The organism is Microcoleus sp. PH2017_24_DOB_U_A (assembly GCF_020738205.1).
In the GTDB taxonomy this organism is placed as follows: Bacteria; Cyanobacteriota; Cyanobacteriia; order Cyanobacteriales; family Microcoleaceae; genus Microcoleus.
Genome location: NZ_JAEQCT010000082.1, coordinates 1 through 17,244, shown reverse-complemented (window position 1 = coordinate 17,244; position 17,244 = coordinate 1). Strand labels below are relative to the sequence as shown.

At 45.6% G+C, this 17,244-nt stretch carries 15 protein-coding genes; 7 read left to right on the top strand and 8 right to left on the bottom strand.

Translation table 11 applies throughout. The features are described from left to right. The first annotated feature begins 9 nt into the window (after positions 1-9). The 4 genes from JGK07_RS22595 to JGK07_RS22580 all read left to right on the top strand — a co-directional run bounded on the left by JGK07_RS22595 (position 10) and on the right by JGK07_RS22580 (position 5,269). Positions 10-342 (top strand): DUF433 domain-containing protein, encoded by a 333-nt coding sequence (locus JGK07_RS22595; protein WP_293182180.1) that lies wholly within the window; start codon positions 10-12, stop codon positions 340-342. Continuing rightward, positions 339-725, top strand: coding sequence for an SH3 domain-containing protein (locus JGK07_RS22590; protein ID WP_293182178.1), 387 nt, complete (start codon positions 339-341; stop codon positions 723-725). Before JGK07_RS22595 ends, JGK07_RS22590 begins: the two co-directional genes overlap by 4 nt. Before the next feature lie 468 nt (positions 726-1,193). Then, positions 1,194-3,986 (top strand): hybrid sensor histidine kinase/response regulator, encoded by a 2,793-nt coding sequence (locus JGK07_RS22585; protein WP_293182176.1) that lies wholly within the window; start codon positions 1,194-1,196, stop codon positions 3,984-3,986. Between the two features lie 11 nt (positions 3,987-3,997). Further along, positions 3,998-5,269 (top strand): response regulator, encoded by a 1,272-nt coding sequence (locus JGK07_RS22580; protein WP_293182174.1) that lies wholly within the window; start codon positions 3,998-4,000, stop codon positions 5,267-5,269. Positions 5,270-5,553: 284 nt separating this feature from the next. Here JGK07_RS22580 and JGK07_RS22575 read toward each other — a convergent pair whose 3' ends face one another. Next, on the bottom strand, positions 5,554-6,300 hold the full coding sequence (locus tag JGK07_RS22575; RefSeq protein ID WP_293182172.1) for an SIMPL domain-containing protein: 747 nt from the start codon (positions 6,298-6,300) through the stop codon (positions 5,554-5,556). Positions 6,301-6,601: 301 nt separating this feature from the next. Between JGK07_RS22575 and JGK07_RS22570 the strand changes: the two genes are divergently transcribed. The 3 genes from JGK07_RS22570 (at position 6,602) to JGK07_RS22560 (ending at position 10,455) form a co-directional block, all read left to right on the top strand. Beyond that, on the top strand, positions 6,602-6,985 hold the full coding sequence (locus JGK07_RS22570; protein ID WP_293193206.1) for a YkvA family protein: 384 nt from the start codon (positions 6,602-6,604) through the stop codon (positions 6,983-6,985). Positions 6,986-7,287: 302 nt separating this feature from the next. Then, positions 7,288-9,633, top strand: coding sequence for a DNA helicase PcrA (gene pcrA, locus JGK07_RS22565; RefSeq protein WP_293182168.1), 2,346 nt, complete (start codon positions 7,288-7,290; stop codon positions 9,631-9,633). A 216-nt stretch (positions 9,634-9,849) separates the two neighbouring features. After that, the gene (locus JGK07_RS22560; protein ID WP_293242863.1) at positions 9,850-10,455 is read left to right on the top strand and encodes a hypothetical protein; all 606 of its coding nucleotides are present in this window, start codon (positions 9,850-9,852) and stop codon (positions 10,453-10,455) included. A 425-nt stretch (positions 10,456-10,880) separates the two neighbouring features. On the opposite strand, the gene JGK07_RS22555 is transcribed toward JGK07_RS22560, so the two are convergent. The 7 genes from JGK07_RS22555 to ilvB all read right to left on the bottom strand — a co-directional run bounded on the left by JGK07_RS22555 (position 10,881) and on the right by ilvB (position 16,730). Then, entirely contained in the window at positions 10,881-11,081 is a 201-nt protein-coding gene (locus tag JGK07_RS22555) for a hypothetical protein (RefSeq protein WP_293182164.1), read from the bottom strand. Continuing rightward, positions 11,078-11,422, bottom strand: a complete 345-nt coding sequence (locus JGK07_RS22550) for a hypothetical protein (protein WP_293182162.1) — start codon at positions 11,420-11,422, stop codon at positions 11,078-11,080. The genes JGK07_RS22555 and JGK07_RS22550 overlap by 4 nt, the downstream gene beginning before the upstream one ends. Positions 11,423-11,564: 142 nt before the next feature. Further along, the gene (locus JGK07_RS22545) at positions 11,565-12,947 is read right to left on the bottom strand and encodes an FGGY-family carbohydrate kinase (protein ID WP_293193859.1); all 1,383 of its coding nucleotides are present in this window, start codon (positions 12,945-12,947) and stop codon (positions 11,565-11,567) included. A 286-nt stretch (positions 12,948-13,233) separates the two neighbouring features. After that, on the bottom strand, positions 13,234-13,521 hold the full coding sequence (locus JGK07_RS22540) for a DUF433 domain-containing protein (protein ID WP_293182158.1): 288 nt from the start codon (positions 13,519-13,521) through the stop codon (positions 13,234-13,236). Between the two features lie 149 nt (positions 13,522-13,670). Continuing rightward, entirely contained in the window at positions 13,671-13,880 is a 210-nt protein-coding gene (locus JGK07_RS22535) for a type II toxin-antitoxin system HicB family antitoxin (protein WP_293182156.1), read from the bottom strand. A gap of 15 nt (positions 13,881-13,895) precedes the next feature. Further along, entirely contained in the window at positions 13,896-14,150 is a 255-nt protein-coding gene (locus tag JGK07_RS22530; RefSeq protein WP_293182154.1) for a hypothetical protein, read from the bottom strand. A 744-nt stretch (positions 14,151-14,894) separates the two neighbouring features. Continuing rightward, positions 14,895-16,730: a biosynthetic-type acetolactate synthase large subunit gene (gene ilvB / locus JGK07_RS22525; protein ID WP_293193861.1), complete on the bottom strand. Its 1,836-nt coding sequence runs from the start codon at positions 16,728-16,730 to the stop codon at positions 14,895-14,897. Between the last annotated feature and the right edge of the window lie 514 nt (positions 16,731-17,244).

The window sequence follows — 17,244 nt, the reverse complement described above, 5'->3', positions numbered from 1 at the left end:
ACGATCCCTATGACACTAGCCATCACTCCAACCAAGCAGTATATCGAACAACGCAACGGAGGGTATTGGATTCAAGGAACTCGCATTTCCTTCGATTCAGTCGTTTATTCCTTCTTGAATGGAGAAGCACCCGAAAGCATTGCCCAAAATTTTCCACTTCTTTCGCTAGAACAGGTTTATGGTGCGATCGCCTTTTATCTTGCCAACCGAGAAATCGTTGATGCGTACTTAGAAGAAGGTGAAGCAGAATTTAAGGAATTGCAACAGTCTTTGAGACAAAAAAGTCCACTTCTGTACCAACAATTGATAACTGCTCAAAATCGGAAAAAAGGCGCATTATGACGAAAATTAGATTAAAAATTTGCGTTTTCATGCTTCTAGAAATCGCCACTATAGCTATCTTCGCTCCACAACTCACTAAGAGTGCGATCGCTCAATCCATCACAGACAAAAGCTGCGTCGCCGATATTGTAGGTGAAGATATTGGCTCACAAGTTAATATCAGATCGGGTGCTGGAAGCATTTTTAGCGTTGTAGGCACTGTATCGGTAGGAAATCTAGTCATTGTCGCTAATGATGACCAAAATAAAAGTGCTGTCGTATCTCCACTCAGTCGCAAAGATAGTGAAGGAAATGTCTGGTATTTGACGACAAGATTGAGAGCAAGTGAGTACAAAGGTTGGATCAAAGCAGACTTTTTGAAACTCAGATGTCCTAATCCCTAGGTGTGGCGCTCAAAAAGAGGAGGCACTCTGCACGGACTTTCTCTTTTATTTTACTTTAAATATGCGATCGCCCAAACAACTCTCGATCGCACTTATCCGATTCTATGTACTTAAGTATTTGCCACCAAACTTCAAGTATGAATTCGGCACAACTCCTACGAGAATTCCCTGATATTTATTTACCAGGACAGTGCGAACAACACCTCAACAACGCCCTTACCTCATTAACCTCGTTTCTCCGAGGAACTTAGAGAAACTTCTAGAAGTGCTGCTGTGCGGGCGAGGTATTAAATTCATTGTGAAAAATATTAGCTTAAACCATTTTTGGGTTAATATCGATACATAACCACAAATTAGGTGATACTCAAATAAAGGCGATCGCCCGATCGATGTCTCTTAAAAAAACAGCTTGCCTAAGTGTAGTCGAGCAAAAAGAATATCCGCATCGCTGCAATAGCGAATTGTCATATGCCATCATCCCAGGCTTCAATCTTTAACAAACTCATAGGTAGCGCCCCGCTGCGAGCTGTTTTGATTGTCCCCTTCGTGTTACAAATCATGGGGGCGGTCGGCATTGTTGGCTACTTATCTTTTCGCAACGGACAGAAAGCAGTCAACGATTTGGCATCTCAACTGCGGACTGAAGTCAGCAGCCGCATTGACCAGCATCTGGACAGCCAACTCGACACAGCACGCCACCTTGCTCAAGTTAATGGTGATGCCTTCGATGTGGGATTGCTCGATCCCAAAGATTTAGATAATATGGCTCGTTTTTTCTGGAAACAGATGCAATTGTTTAATGTCGGCTACATCAGCTTTGGCGCTCCAGGAGGCGAGTATGCGGGTGCTGGATATCAAACAGATCAAAATATTATTTCTGGCATCAGCAATCCAAAGCAACGTGGCAATCGAGATCATTACTTTTACAATACAGATAGTCAGGGCAATCCCACTAAGCTTGCTGAGATATTTAAAAATTTTGAGTTCGAGAAAGAACCGTGGTACTCAAACACGGTTAAAGCTGGAAAACAGACATGGGTTTTATATCAGTGGACAACCACGCCTTATCCTCTGTCTGTTTCTGCAAACAGACCGATTTATGACAAGAACAATCAACTAATTGGTGTCATAGTCATCGACCAGCGTCTTTCGGAAATTAGCGATTTTTTGCGTAAATTGAAAGTCAGTAAATCGGGCAAAACGTTTATTTTGGAACGCAGCGGGCTAATTGTTGCGAGTTCCAGCACCGAGCAACCTTTTAAATTGATTGATGGCAAGCCTAAACGGTTAAACGCATCAGAAAGTAGCGATGTGCTGATCCGATCGACATCTCAATATTTAGTTAAGCATTTTGGCGATCTCAACAAGATTAAAGATAATCAACAGCTTGATTTCTTGCTGAATAAAGAACACCAGTTTGTCCAAATTTTACCCTGGAAAGATGAGTGGGGATTGGATTGGTTGGTAGTTGTGGCGGTTCCTGAATCGGATTTCATGGGGCAAATTAATGCTAATACTCGCACTACGATTCTATTTTGTATCGGCGCCTTAATTGTGGCTACGGTTGTGGGTTTTTACACTTCCCGCCTGATTGCTGGGCCGATCGCACTATTGAGCCAAGCATCACAGGATTTCGCCTCTGGGAAGTTCGATCGCACTGTGGAAGTCTCCGGTAAGAATGAACTGGGTGTGCTTTCGGAATCCTTCAACGATATGGCGCAGCAACTGCGCGACTCTTTTACAGCCCTAGAAAATACCAACCTCGAACTCGAACATCGCGTCGAAGAACGCACCGTAGAACTCAAAATTGCCAAAGAAATGGCAGACGGCGCCAACCGCGCCAAAAGCGAATTTTTGGCTAACATGAGCCACGAATTGCGAACTCCCCTCAACGGCATTTTAGGCTACGCACAAATTCTCCAGCGCAGCGAACCGATGACGCAAAAAGGACGCAGCGGTGTTGATATCATTTATCAGTGCGGTTCGCACCTGCTAACGCTGATTAATGATGTCTTGGATTTGTCGAAAATTGAAGCCCGGAAACTCGAATTGCATCCCACAGCTTTTCACCTACCTTCATTCATCCAAGGTGTTGCGGAAATCTGCATGATTCGCGCCCAGGAAAAGGCAATTACCTTTGATTTGCAGATTGATTCGCAACTCCCGACAGGGGTTTGCGGTGATGAAAAACGTTTGCGCCAAGTGCTGCTAAATTTGCTGGGAAATGCAACTAAGTTTACGGAAAAAGGCGGAGTGGTTTTTCAGGTTGATGTGATTAAAGATGCTGAGTTTTCCGATTCAAGTTCTCAGTTAAATTTAAATCAAAAAATATATAAAATTCGCTTTACAGTTGAAGATACAGGCCCGGGAATGACCGCAGTACAAGTTAAGAAAATATTCTTGCCTTTTGAGCAAGTAGGTGATGTGAAAAAACAATCGGAAGGTACTGGATTGGGACTTGGGATCAGTCAAAAGATTGTGGGCTTAATGCAGAGTGAAATTGCGATCGACAGTCGTGCAGGAGTTGGCAGTATTTTTTCCTTTGAAGTGTCACTCCCGGAGGCGCAAAATTGGGCTGATAGTTCGAGAATCGTCGAACAGGGCGCTGTTTTGGGTTACTTGGGTGAAAAACGCAAAATTCTGGTGGTGGATGACAGGTGGGAAAATCGGGCTGTGCTGGTGAACTTGCTAGAACCGATCGGCTTTAAGATGATTGAAGCGGCTGATGGTAAGGAAGGACTCGATATCGCTTTAGCCACCAAACCCGATTTAATCCTCACCGATTTAGCGATGCCGGTGATGGACGGATTCGAGTTTTTGCACCAAATCCGCGCTCATCCTCAACTGCGAGATGCGATCGTGCTAGTGTCGTCTGCAAGCGTGTTTGAGATCGATCGCCAAAAGAGCCTGGATGCAGGCGGAAATGATTTTTTGCCAAAACCAGTACAAGCAGATGTATTGCTAGGCTTACTTCAAAAATATTTGCAATTGGACTGGGTATATGACGACACAGTAACTGCGCGTAAAAAAGCGCAAAATGCGATGCCAAATGAAATGCAGATTCCGGCGATCGAGATTTTACAGTTATTAGATGAACAAGCTCAATCTGGCGATTTAGATGCGGTAATCGAGATTGCCGAGGAAATCCAAACAGCGAATCCAGAACACGCGATTTTTGCCCAAAAAATACTCGTTTTGGCAGAAGGTTTTCAAGTCAAAGAGCTGCGGGCATTGATTCAAGAACATTTATCAAAAGTTTAAGGGGGAAAATCATGCTTGAGTCTGATAAAAAATTTATTTTGATAGTAGATGACAGTGCCACCAATTTGTCTGTGCTGTCGCAAGCCTTAAAAACAGCAGGCTACAAAGTGCGGGTAGCCGTGGACGGAGAATCGGCGCTCGTTATGCTAGAAAAATGTCCGGTCAATCCGGCAAAAAACTTTTTTCCAGAACTAATTTTGCTAGATGTGCAAATGCCGGGAATCGACGGCTTTGAAACCTGTCGCCGAATTAAAGAGAACCAGCTAACAAAGGCAATTCCAGTCATTTTTATGACTGCTTTAGCAGATGCCGAAAGTAAGATGAAAGGATTGTCATTAGGTGCGGTGGATTACATCACAAAACCTTTTGAACAAGACGAAGTAATTGCGAGAGTTAACATTCACTGGCGGCTCAAAGAGTTGACCGACAATCTGGAACAGCAAGTTACAGAACGCACTTGCGCTTTACAAAAAGCCCAAGTCAAGGTAGTGCAGCAAGAAAAACTGTCCGCCCTGGGACAACTCGTGGCGGGAGTCGCCCATGAAATTAACAACCCGCTGAGTTTTATGGTCAGCAACATTGCGCCTGCAAAGGAATATCTTACTGAGATTACAGAACTTCTTAGCCTTTATCAAAAATATTATCCTGAACCTCCATCAGATATCGCTAGCAAGATTGAAGACATAGATTTGGAGTTTGTGATCGAGGATTTTTCTCACTTGTTAGATTCCATGGAAGTAGGCACTGAGCGCATTAAAGATATTTCGCTGTCGCTGCGAAACTTTGCTCGTTCGGATGGAGATACTGTGAGCGCGATTGAGCTGCACCAAACTCTAGATAGTACGCTGTTGCTGTTAAAACACCGACTCAAGGATCAAGGATGTCGCCCCGCCATTGAAGTTATCCAAAACTACGGTGAATTGCCCCTAATTAAATGCTATCCCGGCCCGATGAACCAAGTGTTTATGAATTTGCTGGCAAATGCGATTGATGCTGTGGAAGAGGCTTGGGAAAAAGACCAGCGTCCTCTGAATATTACGATTAGTACGGAAGTTTTGCGCGAAAGTGCGATCGTCCGAATTGCGGATAACGGGTTGGGAATGACGGAGGAGATTCAACAACATTTGTTTGAACCTTTGTTTACCACGAAAGCGGTTGGTAAGGGCACGGGGCTGGGATTGTCGATCGCTAAGCAGATTGTGAGTGATAAGCACGGCGGTCAATTGTTCTGCAAGTCTATCGCCGGGAAAGGTACTGAATTTGCGATCGAACTTCCTATTTAATTTTATAGAAGAAGGAAGAAGGAAGAAGGAAGAAGGAAGAAGGAAGAAGGAAAGCAATGGTTTCAGCTATTAATAACTTCCTAACTGTGTCGGCTTGAAATCAAAGCCGATGATATCGGAATTATAGCCGAGTGCGAGCGTTCCCAATCGCGATCGATCGCGAGAGTGCGAGCAATTATTCTGAACCCTTACGAGGGATTATTCTGAACGCGAGCGGGGGGTTATTCTGAACGCGAGCGGGGGGTTATTCTGAACGCGAGCGGGGACGCTCGCACTGCACAACATCAATAGCTAATTTGCAAAGTCACAGAAGCATTTACCTGCTGTTCCCCTCCTATCACCGGTGTTGGAAGAGCAATATCACCAGCAGCACGAACACCACCAAAATTCTGGTACACAGGAGGCGGTGCGGAAGCACCGTTGACTTGAATGCTGAGAATTTCTCCCCGCTTGAAGTTGAGCGCGTTTAAGACTGCATCTGCTTGCGATTGAGCGTCTTGAGTTGCTTTTTTGAGTGCTTGTTTTTGAGCTTGGGCGATCGCACTTTCGGTAGCTACAAAGCTCACACCTTGAATTCGGGTTGCTCCGGCGCTCACTGCATCGTCTAGCAAAGTGCCAGCAGATTGAGTATTGATACGAAAACTGACGGTATTTGTAGCAGTATACCCTATTAATAAGCGCTGTTGGTTGTTTTCGTAGCTGTAATTCGGGTTGAGGGAGATGCCGGTAGTTTCGAGTTTTTGTACTTGGCGCGATCGCAGTAACTCTACCACAGCGGACGATCGCTTTGCCGCTTCCTGCTGCACCTCGGCCGCCGTTTTTCCCTGCACCTCAACCCCCAAATACACGAAAGTTTGAGTTGTCGGAATCGCTTCCACACCTCGCCCAGTAACCGTTAGCGTTCTGATCCGCTGTTCTTGAGCCTGTACCGGATCTAATCTCACAAAACTAACGAGAGTTAAGGTTAAACATAACGCTGTTAGCAGACTGCGGAAATTGATTCTAGTATTGCGTTGCAAATTTGAATTCATAAACTCGATGCTCCTCACATACAACAGATGATATACTTGACCTTCGCACTGGAATTGCTAAAGATTCAGCCTGTTACGTTTTTAGCAACTAAAAATTTTAGTCATTAGTCATTAGTCATTAGTCATTGGTGCATCTGGGTTTGGCAAATATATCTGTAGGGGCGAAGCATGACCGCAGTGAATATGAAATTATAACTAATAACTTATATGCGGTCATGCTTCGCCCTCTTCAAAACCCAGATGCACCCTTGGTCATTAGTCATTAATCATTGGTTATTAGTCATCAGTCATTATTTTTTATATGCAATCCTTAAAACAAGCTGCCCGCCAACTCAAAAAAGAGACTTACGCTGTTTATTTAGCCAGTACAGACCAAAGAGTACCTTGGTACGCGAGAGTTTTAGCAGGTGTTACAGTTGCCTATGCCTTTAGCCCGATCGACTTAATTCCCGACTTCATCCCAATTCTCGGCTACTTGGACGATTTAATAATTGTACCATTAGGAATTTGGTTGGTAATCAAGATGATTCCGCCACAAGTTTTAGCCGAGTGTCGGGAAAAAGCAGCCGCGGAAATAGAGCGAGGAAAACCGATAAATAGGACAGCCACTGCTGTAATTATTGCCATCTGGATTAGCTTGGGAATATTAGCTGCTATTTTGCTGAAACAAATATTGAAACGTTAGAATACCCGGCGGTTGAAACCGCGGCTATACAGACAAAACCCGAGCTCAGAGGGGTTGAAGAATAAGCAGTGAAAATTATCTTATTTTATTCAGTCCGCGAAGGCGGACATGGTTTGTGTAGACGCGGTTTCAACCGCCGTCTTATGGCGGACATCGTTTGTGTAGGCGCGGTTTCAACCGTGCGTCCGATATTCATGATATTATATTGTAGGGCGATCGCGCCTGACCTTAAAAAAACTCCCCGTATCAAACACTAAGTATTATTTATCCCTTAAAAAAATCCCAGAACTAACTATCCAACTATGACTCAAACTACCGATCACCTCAGCCACCTCAACCCATCCCAGCGCCAAGCAGTCGTCCATTACAACGGGCCGCTGTTAGTAGTAGCAGGCGCCGGTTCCGGGAAAACCCGGGCTCTAACTTACCGCGTAGCTAACTTAGTTCGCACCAACCGAGTCGATCCTGAAAATATTCTAGCGGTGACATTTACCAATAAAGCCGCTAGGGAGATGAAAGAAAGAATTGAGAAATTGCTGGCGACTCAGCAAGCTGAAGCGGAATATGGCAAACCTTTGGCAGATTTAGCGCCGGAAATACAGACGAAATTGCGATCGCAAATTTACCACAGAATTACCAAACAGATTTGGATGGGGACTTTCCACTCTCTGTGCGGCCGGATTCTCCGCTACGACATTGAGAAATATCAAGACGAAAAAGGCCGCCAGTGGAAGAAGAATTTTTCGATTTTTGACGAGTCAGATGCTCAAACTCTCGTCAAACAAATCGTTACCAAAGTCCTCAACCTCGATGATAAGAAATTTGACCCGCGCAAAGTCAGATATGTCATCAGCAACGCTAAAAATAAAGGTTGGTCGCCTCAAGAATTCCTCGCCGCCGAACCGGATTATAGAGGGCGCGTAATTGCCGATGTTTACAGTCGCTACCAAGATGCTTTAGCAGCTAACAACGGCTTAGATTTTGACGATTTAATTCTCGTTCCAGTTAAACTATTATCCCAAAATGAGCAAGTTTTAAATTATTGGCATAGAAAGTTTTGCCATATTTTAGTAGACGAATATCAAGATACTAACCGCACTCAATACGATTTGATTCGGATGTTAGTCACGAATAACGTTGACCCGAAACAGTTTGATAAATGGCAAAATCGCTCGATTTTTGTCGTGGGCGATGTCGATCAATCAATTTACAGTTTTCGGATGGCAGATTATACTATCTTGCTGGAATTTCAAGAGGATTTCGGCGATGGTTTGTCGGACGAGAAGACTCAGACAATGGTAAAATTAGAGGAGAATTATCGATCGCGCGAAAACATCCTCGAACTCGCCAACCACTTGATAGAACACAATACCGAACGCATTGATAAGGTTCTGCGCCCGACTCGCGAACCCGGAGCTCCGGTTGTGGTGTGGCGCGCTGACAACGAAATAGATGAAGCGCAATTTGTAGCTGGTCAAATTCAAACGCTGAAGCGCCAAAACTCCGAATACGAACACGGTAGCAACTTTGCAATTCTCTACCGCACAAACGCTCAATCTCGCTCCTTTGAAGAAGCGTTAATGTACTTAGATATTCCCTACAATATTGTCGGCGGGCTGAAGTTTTACGATCGCAAAGAAATCAAAGATATCTTAGCATACCTGCGAACGATCGCCAATCCCGACGATAGCGTCAGCCTCAAACGCATCATCAACACTCCCCGCCGCGGCATTGGCGACACCACATTTGGTAAAATCGAAGAGGCTGCAACTCAGTTGGGGATTCCGTTGTGGGAAATCCTCAGCGATGAGTCTTCTGTAAATACTCTCGCAGGGCGATCGGCAAAAGCGATCGTTAAGTTTGCCCAAATGATCGGTAATTGGCAACAAAAACTTGAAACTACGTCCGCGTCACAAATTGTCCAAGGAATTATCGAAGATTCCGGTTACATTGACGATTTGAAAAACCAAGGAACCGAAGAAGCCGAAAATCGGATCGAAAACGTTCGAGAATTGTACAATGCGGTGATCCAATTTGAAGAACAAAACGAAGAACCGACCCTCACATCATTTTTAGCAAAAGCATCTTTAGCATCCGATTTAGATGACTTGAAAGAAGACGATTCCCGCGTATCGCTGATGACGCTGCACTCAGCCAAAGGGTTAGAATTTCCCGTAGTCTTTCTCGTCGGAATGGAACAGGGTTTATTTCCCAATTTCCGCAGTTTAGATGACCCAAAGGCGATCGAAGAAGAACGCCGTTTGTGCTACGTCGGCATCACTCGCGCCCAGGAATTGCTATTTCTCACTCACACTCGCGAACGCCGCCTCTGGGGAGGATACCGCGAACACTGCACGCCTTCGCTATTTTTGGGAGAATTGCCAACACATTTGTTGGCTGGAAGTACGAAGAAAACTAAGACAGCTAAAACGGCTGCATCCCAGGGAAAAACTAATAATTCAGCAGCCCATTCTGGGAGTTCTCCATCAGAGTGGAAAGCTGGGGAACGAGTTTTTCATCATGCTTTTGGAGTTGGAGAAATTACTCACGTTTTGGGAGTAGGCGATAAAACTAATCTGGCAATTAAGTTTACAGGTTTGGGCCGTAAAATCATCGATCCGAGGACGGCGAAGTTGCAGCGAGTGTGATAGAAAATTCGTGTCGGCGGGTTGAAGAAGACCCGGCGGTTGAAACCGCGTCTATACAGGCAAAACCCGCCTCCGCGGGTTGAAGAATGGACGGTAAAAATGCGATAAAAATTACGTTTTTGTCTTCAGTCCGCGGAGGCGGACATCGTTTGTGTAGACGCGGTTTCAACCGCCGGATTTTCTAAGTAAAAAGCAGAAATAAAAACATAAACTCTTATGTCTTACAGTCAATTTACAACGATCGGCAAAGTTAAAGAAGCCTTCAATCTCACAGTAGTGGAAGGAATCAGATTTTTGCCGGAAATTGAGCCGATCGCACCTGGAACAGCCTTGCAGACCATGCTGGAGACAAATTTGCCTTGGGCGATCGCCACCAGCACCGAAAAAGCCCGTTCTGAAGCCATTATCAACCCTGTCTTGCTGGAAGTTCGCAGGATTCTCAACCAACAAATCAGCGTGTTTTCGGGTGAGGAATTCAATGTCGATGCTGCTGTTGGACTTACAGGAGTCTGCGATTTTCTGATCAGTCGTTCCCCCGAACAATTAGACATTGAAGCCCCAGCCATTGTGATGGTAGAAGCTAAAAAAGGAGATTTGAAAGTAGGTTTGGGGCAGTGTATTGCGGAAATGGTGGCGGCCCAGAGGTTTAATGAAGCGAAAGGGCGATCTATCTCAGCCATCTACGGTAGCGTTTCCAGCGGCACAGCTTGGCGGTTTCTCAAGCTAGAAGGGCAAATAGTGACGATCGATCTTACCGACTATCCCCTACCTCCCGTCGATCGAATATTGGGATTTTTAGTGTGGATAGTACGCCAAAATTAGCATCATATCAAATCTGCTTTTCTCTGAACAGGCAAGATGCCTGTTCCACAAAGAGTGAATTTTTTTGTGGAACAGGCATCTTGCCTGTTGCTAAAAGACTTATTAAGAATGATACAACATCTTATATCTTATTCGTCGGCAATTTCATTACAATTTTAATTATTGTGGGATGGGCGTCCCGCCCGTCCAGAAAAGACGGGCGGGACGCCCATCCCACAAATATGTGTAAATTATTTAATTTCTATTACTAAACAACCAAAGTCCGAACAGAAGGGGACTCAAAAGAAATAATTCAAAGCTATCGCGTAGGAAACCTTCTGGCTTAACAGTCAAGATGCCTGTTCCACAATAAAATTTACTCTTTGTGGAACAGGCATCTTGCCTGTTCCTAAAATACTTATTAAAATGATCCAACATCTCATATCTTATTCGACTACCTGAGATTCCACACGCCTGTATTTACCAGCCAAACGTTCTCGACGCTGGCGGCGGTTGTCAGCTTCAAATATGGCAATTGCTTCATCTAACTTCAAATTGAAAGCGTCCAACTGTCGGCAGACTTCACGGATATTTTCAACGTGTCGCTTTCTGGTTTCAGCATCGGGGATTCTAGGTTGTTGATTCATCGTAAGTTCCAATCCATTTTGATTTCTTGAATGCTTGCTGCTGAGGCATCGACAATAGCCTCTCCGTCTTCTATCGTTCCATACAGAAAGTTTAACGTATCCGCAGTCGCAGCGGGTTGAGATTCTGTCACCTGCTGCAAAAGCCTGTACAAACGATTGTAAGAGGTTCTCAACCTTTCCTTAATATTATCCAGAGATTCTAGTTCCGGGAGTGTTGCTTCTGTCTCGCCAAACTGCTGCATGAATATATATTCTGTGGCGGTTGTTTCGTTGAGGATTTCCACTAGCCGTCGCTGCAATGTGAAAATTGTGTTCAGGATGTCATCAGGTAGCTTTGCCATTGTCCTTGATTTTTAGGGATAACTCAGACATGATAGAGGAGACGGCAGTGCCGTGTCCCTACAATGTTATTCTAAATAGGGACACGACACTGCCGTCTCCTAATTTCTGCTACTAATAATTCCAATGCAACCGGAAACGAGATCACTCCTCAAATCTAAAATCTAAAATCGATTGACTTCCCTGCTTCGCTAATAACGCACTTCCATAGGCAGCGGCAGTATGAATCGGCGTTTGAACAGGCACTTTCAAATAACGCTGACGAATCGCACTCCAAACCAGATTTTTGGCGCCGCCGCCAGCAGTATAAACTTTAGTCAAAGGAGTTGCACCGAATTCTTGCAATAATTGATATCCCCGCGCTTCAATCCGCGCGATGCTTTCTAACAAACCGTGCAGAAATTCTACTGAATCAGTCGGACGCGGTTCGATTCTCGGCGGCAAATTGGGGTCATTAATTGGAAAGCGATCGCCCTTTTTCAACAACGGGTAATAATCCAGTAAACTCTCTTGATCTGGATCGATTTGTGTGCTATAATTTCTTAACTCAGCATCAGTAAAAAAGTGTCGCAGCACCGCACCTCCCGTATTAGAAGCACCTCCAACTAACCACAAATCGCCTGCCAGGGCGGGCACGGGGGCACCGCCCCTACAAAGGGGGGGGAAACGATGGCTGTAAATTCCGTATCTCGAATCATCTACGCGGGTATGACTTAACAGTTTCACAGCTAAAGTTGAACCGAGAGAAGTTACTGCTTCCCCCGGTGAATTGACACCGCTTGCTAGAAATGCTGCAATGCTATCGGTTGTGCCAGCATAAACTGTACAATGGCGTGGAAATCCGAAGCGATCGCCCACTTGAGCCCTCAATTCCCCTACAGGCGTGCCCGGTGCGACAACTTGCGGCAATTTAGGCGTTACAGCGCCCGCAATTCCCTGGATCAGCCAATCGGGATAGCACAAAGTATCAACATCGAAACCGAGTTTTAAAGCATTGTGATAGTCGCTAATTCCCAATTTTCCGTGCAGCAAAAACGCCAACCAATCGGCTTGATGCAGGAAATAAAGCTTCTCAATAACAGGCAAGATGCCTGTTCCACAAAGACTGAATTGTGTTGTGGGGTGGGCTTCTAGCCCGCCCTCCTGCCACCAGAGGAGTTTGGCGAGGCTGGATGTGGCGCTTAAGACTGTGTGGTTGGCTGGTGCGATCGCCCGTAACCTCTCTGTCACCGCTGCACCGCGCCCATCGTTGTATAAAATCGGCTCACATACGGGTATACCTTGCGTATCGCACAGCATGACTGTGGAGGATGTGCCATCAAGGGCGATCGCGCTTACCTGATTGCGGATGGTTGCGGGGATTTGCTCAATTACAGCCGAGAGTGCATTTTGCCACACCGAGGGCAATTCCGGCTGTTGTGCGTCGGCAAAAGTGTATTCTGTTTCACAATGGATTGTACCCTGGGAGTCGATGATTGTCGATCGAGCGCCCGTAGTACCGAAATCTATTCCCAAATAAAGATTCATTTATAGCAGTTGACAGTTGACAGTTGACAGTTGACAGTTGACAGTTGTTGTAGGGTGTGTCGCCATTGAAAATCCCTCAACACAAATCGACAATCGAGCGAGCGACGCACCTGTGCATAGACGTAAAGTAGTTGTAGGGTGCGTCGCCCTTGAAAATCCCCCAACACAAATCGACAATCGAGCGAGCGACGCACCTGTGCCTAGACGTAAACTAAGCAAACCAAACAATTCTTTTGTAGCCAAACTTTTTCTAAATCATCTAAATATAAACGAATTTGGCTCAAGATTAACTCTCCCCTTTGCATCCATTAGCTAAGCGATCGTACTCAGCTTCTTCCGCCGCAATATCAACATTTATCTGCTCTTGATTTGCGTAGTAGTAAGCGAGTGATCCATGAACTTGGGCTAAATTTAAGTGAGAAATTTCAGCAATAATTTCTTCTGGACTCATCCCCATCTTGTACCAAACGGCGATTCGCTGAACGGTGATTCTAGTTCCTGCGATGCGGGGGCGATTTCCACAGGTTTCTGGTGTGGAAATTATCAGAGTGCCAATATCAGTTAAAGTTGGCATATATTTGAATCTGAGGTTAAAAATGTCAACTTAATTATAGCATAGGTTTATTATCATTTCAAGGCTTAGGTATGGGGGCGAGAAACCCGGTTTCTACGACTTTTGTGTTGAGTGACGATAAATATAGCAAGAAACCTGGTTTCACCAGATTATCGTGCTTCGACATATTCACATAGCGTAGTTGGTTCGGGAATGGGTAAACCTTCCTCTCGCAATCCTTCTAAGTGAAATTCGATCGCTTCTTTAATTTGCTGCTGTACTTCTGCAAGGGTTGCGCCTGTGGCTGCACATCCGGGTAAATCGGGCGCGTAAGCTGAATAGTTATTCGGTGTTTTTTCGATCAGAATGGCATAACGCATTATTCAGCCTCGACTTTAGAGTAGATTATCTTTGAGAAGTTGAGCTTTGACATCCTCTAGGCTAATGCCTTTTCCTTCTCGAAATTGCTGGCGAGACTTCCTAACTCTTTCTTTAAATAGGGGATGATTTTCTAAATCGTAATCAAAGGCATCATCTTCATCAGAAAAACCCCGCAATACACCGATCGCCTTTCCTTCTTTCAAGATGATAATGTCTTCTGCTTCGGCAAGTTTCAGGTATTTTGAGACATCTGTTTGTAAGTCGGTCAAAGTGACTGTTTTGATTATCTATTCCTCCGTTGGTTCAGTAGTTTTTCCTTCACGCAACAGCCATTGGGCCGCTTGTGATCTAGGAACAATTACGATAATTTATACAATATTGTACCGAACGTCATAGAAAATACGAATTTCATCAACTCTCAGGCGATATTGCGGTTTATCCATCTCCCGCAAGCGTTTAATTCTGCTTTTGCTTTCTTGGCTGGGATTGTGTAGGAGATGGGTTTCAATTGCATCGATTACTTTACTGCGATCGGTTTATCTGAGACGTTTTAGGTCTTGCAAAGATTCGGTTGTAAACTCTATTTTATAGGGCATATCTAAGCTGTATGTATTTTAATTTGTATAGCCAGACGGGTTTTGGAATAGGCAATCAGGGTTTAGACACTGGCTCATAAAATATGCTTAGAGATTACAGATTAAAGCTCTCGATGCGATGCCAGCGGACATGGTGTTAAATGTCAAATAGCAGAGCCGGGTAAGGACACAGCATTGCCGATATGTGTCAACTTAACCCCAAAACCTTTGTATCTCTCGCTTTTATCCGAGGCCCGATCCCCCTAAATCCCCCTTAAGAAGGGGGACTTTGAGATCGCTCCGGTTCCCCCCTTCTTAAGGGGGAGTAGGGGGCAAGCTAAGGGGGGATCTGGCCTTAGGAATAAACAGCAATCTCTGACTACGTTTGACCTTAAGTTGAGACTAATAAGCAATGCCTAAGTCCCCACTCAAAACTCCTTAAACTTTTGTCCCGCACTCAGGACAAAACTTATTACTCGAAACATTCTTGGCGCCGCAACTCGGACAATAAATCAACTCCGCAGATTCCAATTTACTCCGTTCGGGTAAACCAACCATTTGAGCATTACTCTTACCTGGAACTACCATCGGATAGCAGTTTTCGTCCCTCGTCACCTTCACGTTCATCAGCACTGGGCCGTCGTGAGCAAGCATTTGCCCGATCGCACCCTCCAACTCATCCGGCCCTGAAACCAGCATCCCCTTCACGCCGTAAGCCTCAGCCAGCATCACAAAATCCGGCATCCCCACAGTCATGTTCGAGGACGAATAACGCTCCCCATAGAACGCTTGCTGCCACTGCCGCACCATTCCCTGCCAACCGTTATTTACAATCACAATCTTGACATTAATGCCGTATTGTGCTAAGGTTCCGAGCTCTTGAATATTCATTTGGATGCTAGCGTCGCCAGCAATACAAATCACTTGCTCGTTGGGTAGCGCCATTTTCGCGCCCATCGCCGCCGGCAGCCCGAAACCCATTGTTCCCAAACCAGCGCTGGAAATCCAGCGGCGCGGCCCGTTGTTTAAGAATTGAGCCGACCACATTTGATGTTGACCTACATCCGTTGTGTAGTAAGCATCCGGCGCTTGAGTCGCCAACTCCGAAATCACCTGCTGGGGAGACAAAATATCGGGGTAGTGAGGCACAACTAACGGATAATCCTGTTTCCAGCGATCGATCCTGTGCAGCCATTCCCCAGTTTGTCCGGCAGTTCCCGAAACACCAGTTTCCCGACAGCGGCGCAGCATATCCATCAAAACTTGCCGGACATCTCCGACAATCGGCACGTCTGGGCCGCGATTTTTGCCGACTTCCGCCGGATCGATATCGATGTGAATCACCTTCGCCCGCGCGGCAAACTCGTCTAGTTTTCCCGTTACTCGATCGTCAAACCGAGCTCCGACAGCAATCAACAAATCGCACTCGGTAACGGCAAAATTAGCATAAGCAGTGCCGTGCATCCCCAGCATTTTCACAGACAGAGGATGGTTTTCATCAAATGCACCTTTGCCCATCAGCGTTGTCGTGACAGGTAATTGGAACATCTCGGCGAGTTCCTTAATTTCCTCGTGGGCCCCGGCTGCGATCGCCCCGCCGCCCACATACAGCAAAGGACGCTTCGCTTCCTTCAGCAACTCAATCGCTTGATTAATCTGCCGAGGATTTCCCTTGACTGTCGGGCGATAGCCAGGAATTCTCACCGATCCGGGTGTCACGGGGAGATAGTCAAACTCTTCTAAACCAACATCCTTGGGAACATCAATCAACACCGGGCCCGGGCGTCCCGTACTCGCGATGTGGAAAGCTTCAGCGACAATTCGCGCCATATCTCTCGGATCGCGCACTACATAGGAATGCTTGACAATTGGCAAAGTAATGCCGTAAATATCAGTTTCCTGAAACGCATCAGTGCCGATCGCCGGACGGGGCACTTGACCGGTAATAATTACCATTGGGATAGAATCCATGTGCGCCGTCGCAATCCCCGTCACCAAATTAGTTGCACCCGGCCCGGAAGTCGCGAAACAAACCCCAACTTGTCCGGTAGCGCGGGCATACCCATCGGCTGCGTGGGCTGCTCCTTGTTCGTGCCGCACCAGAATGTGTTTGATCCCGCCACTTTCTTCAGCGCGGTAGAGTTCGTCGTAAAGCGGCAGAATTGCGCCGCCGGGATAACCAAAAATATGCTTGACACCGTGGCGGATCAAGCTGTCAATCAGAGCAAATCCACCAGTTGCACGTTTAACGGCGACTTTAGTTTTTAGTTGCACAGAATTTCTTTCCTCAAACTAATTATGTTTTTTAATGAAAGCTTTTATAACACTTTAATCTCAATAATCAAACTCTGAAAATTTAACTGCTAATATTTTACAAAAAGTTTCGCGAGCGATGTGCGATCGTCGGGAAATATTGCTAGTGCGAAGTGTGGCTTCAGCCCCTCAACGTAGTATCCGTTTAAAATCCCCTCGCCTTTAGGCAGAGGGATCAGTCAAACTTTTAACTAATACGAGTGGGAAGTCCGGCACTCTATCCGCTTACAGGATGAGTGACGGGATGAAAACGAGCAGCAAACAAATTGAGCGATAGCGAATCCATGATAGGATCGAAATAAGCGGGGATGATAAGAGTAGCCGTGGTGGGCGAACTTTCCGTTGTATAAAGGCTAGACACCACCTATCAGTTTCAGACTGGTAGCCCCAAAATCCCTTTCTTGCCGTAAAAGAGCTGATGGATGGGTGAAAAAATCAACAATTCTACTCCTTGGGACACAGGGAGTCTGCCGGA

What these genes read in the sequence shown, in the direction of transcription:
- JGK07_RS22595 (WP_293182180.1), top strand. Translation starts at nt 10, where the DNA reads ATGACACTAGCCATCACTCCAACCAAGCAGTATATCGAACAACGCAAC.
- JGK07_RS22590 (WP_293182178.1), top strand. Translation starts at nt 339, where the DNA reads ATGACGAAAATTAGATTAAAAATTTGCGTTTTCATGCTTCTAGAAATC.
- JGK07_RS22540 (WP_293182158.1), bottom strand. Translation starts at nt 13,521, where the DNA reads ATGCCAACTTTAACTGATATTGGCACTCTGATAATTTCCACACCAGAA.
- pcrA (WP_293182168.1), top strand. Translation starts at nt 7,288, where the DNA reads ATGACTCAAACTACCGATCACCTCAGCCACCTCAACCCATCCCAGCGC.
- JGK07_RS22535 (WP_293182156.1), bottom strand. Translation starts at nt 13,880, where the DNA reads ATGCGTTATGCCATTCTGATCGAAAAAACACCGAATAACTATTCAGCT.
- JGK07_RS22560 (WP_293242863.1), top strand. Translation starts at nt 9,850, where the DNA reads ATGTCTTACAGTCAATTTACAACGATCGGCAAAGTTAAAGAAGCCTTC.
- JGK07_RS22585 (WP_293182176.1), top strand. Translation starts at nt 1,194, where the DNA reads ATGCCATCATCCCAGGCTTCAATCTTTAACAAACTCATAGGTAGCGCC.
- JGK07_RS22545 (WP_293193859.1), bottom strand. Translation starts at nt 12,947, where the DNA reads ATGAATCTTTATTTGGGAATAGATTTCGGTACTACGGGCGCTCGATCG.
- JGK07_RS22580 (WP_293182174.1), top strand. Translation starts at nt 3,998, where the DNA reads ATGCTTGAGTCTGATAAAAAATTTATTTTGATAGTAGATGACAGTGCC.
- JGK07_RS22550 (WP_293182162.1), bottom strand. Translation starts at nt 11,422, where the DNA reads ATGGCAAAGCTACCTGATGACATCCTGAACACAATTTTCACATTGCAG.
- JGK07_RS22575 (WP_293182172.1), bottom strand. Translation starts at nt 6,300, where the DNA reads ATGAATTCAAATTTGCAACGCAATACTAGAATCAATTTCCGCAGTCTG.
- JGK07_RS22570 (WP_293193206.1), top strand. Translation starts at nt 6,602, where the DNA reads ATGCAATCCTTAAAACAAGCTGCCCGCCAACTCAAAAAAGAGACTTAC.
- JGK07_RS22555 (WP_293182164.1), bottom strand. Translation starts at nt 11,081, where the DNA reads ATGAATCAACAACCTAGAATCCCCGATGCTGAAACCAGAAAGCGACAC.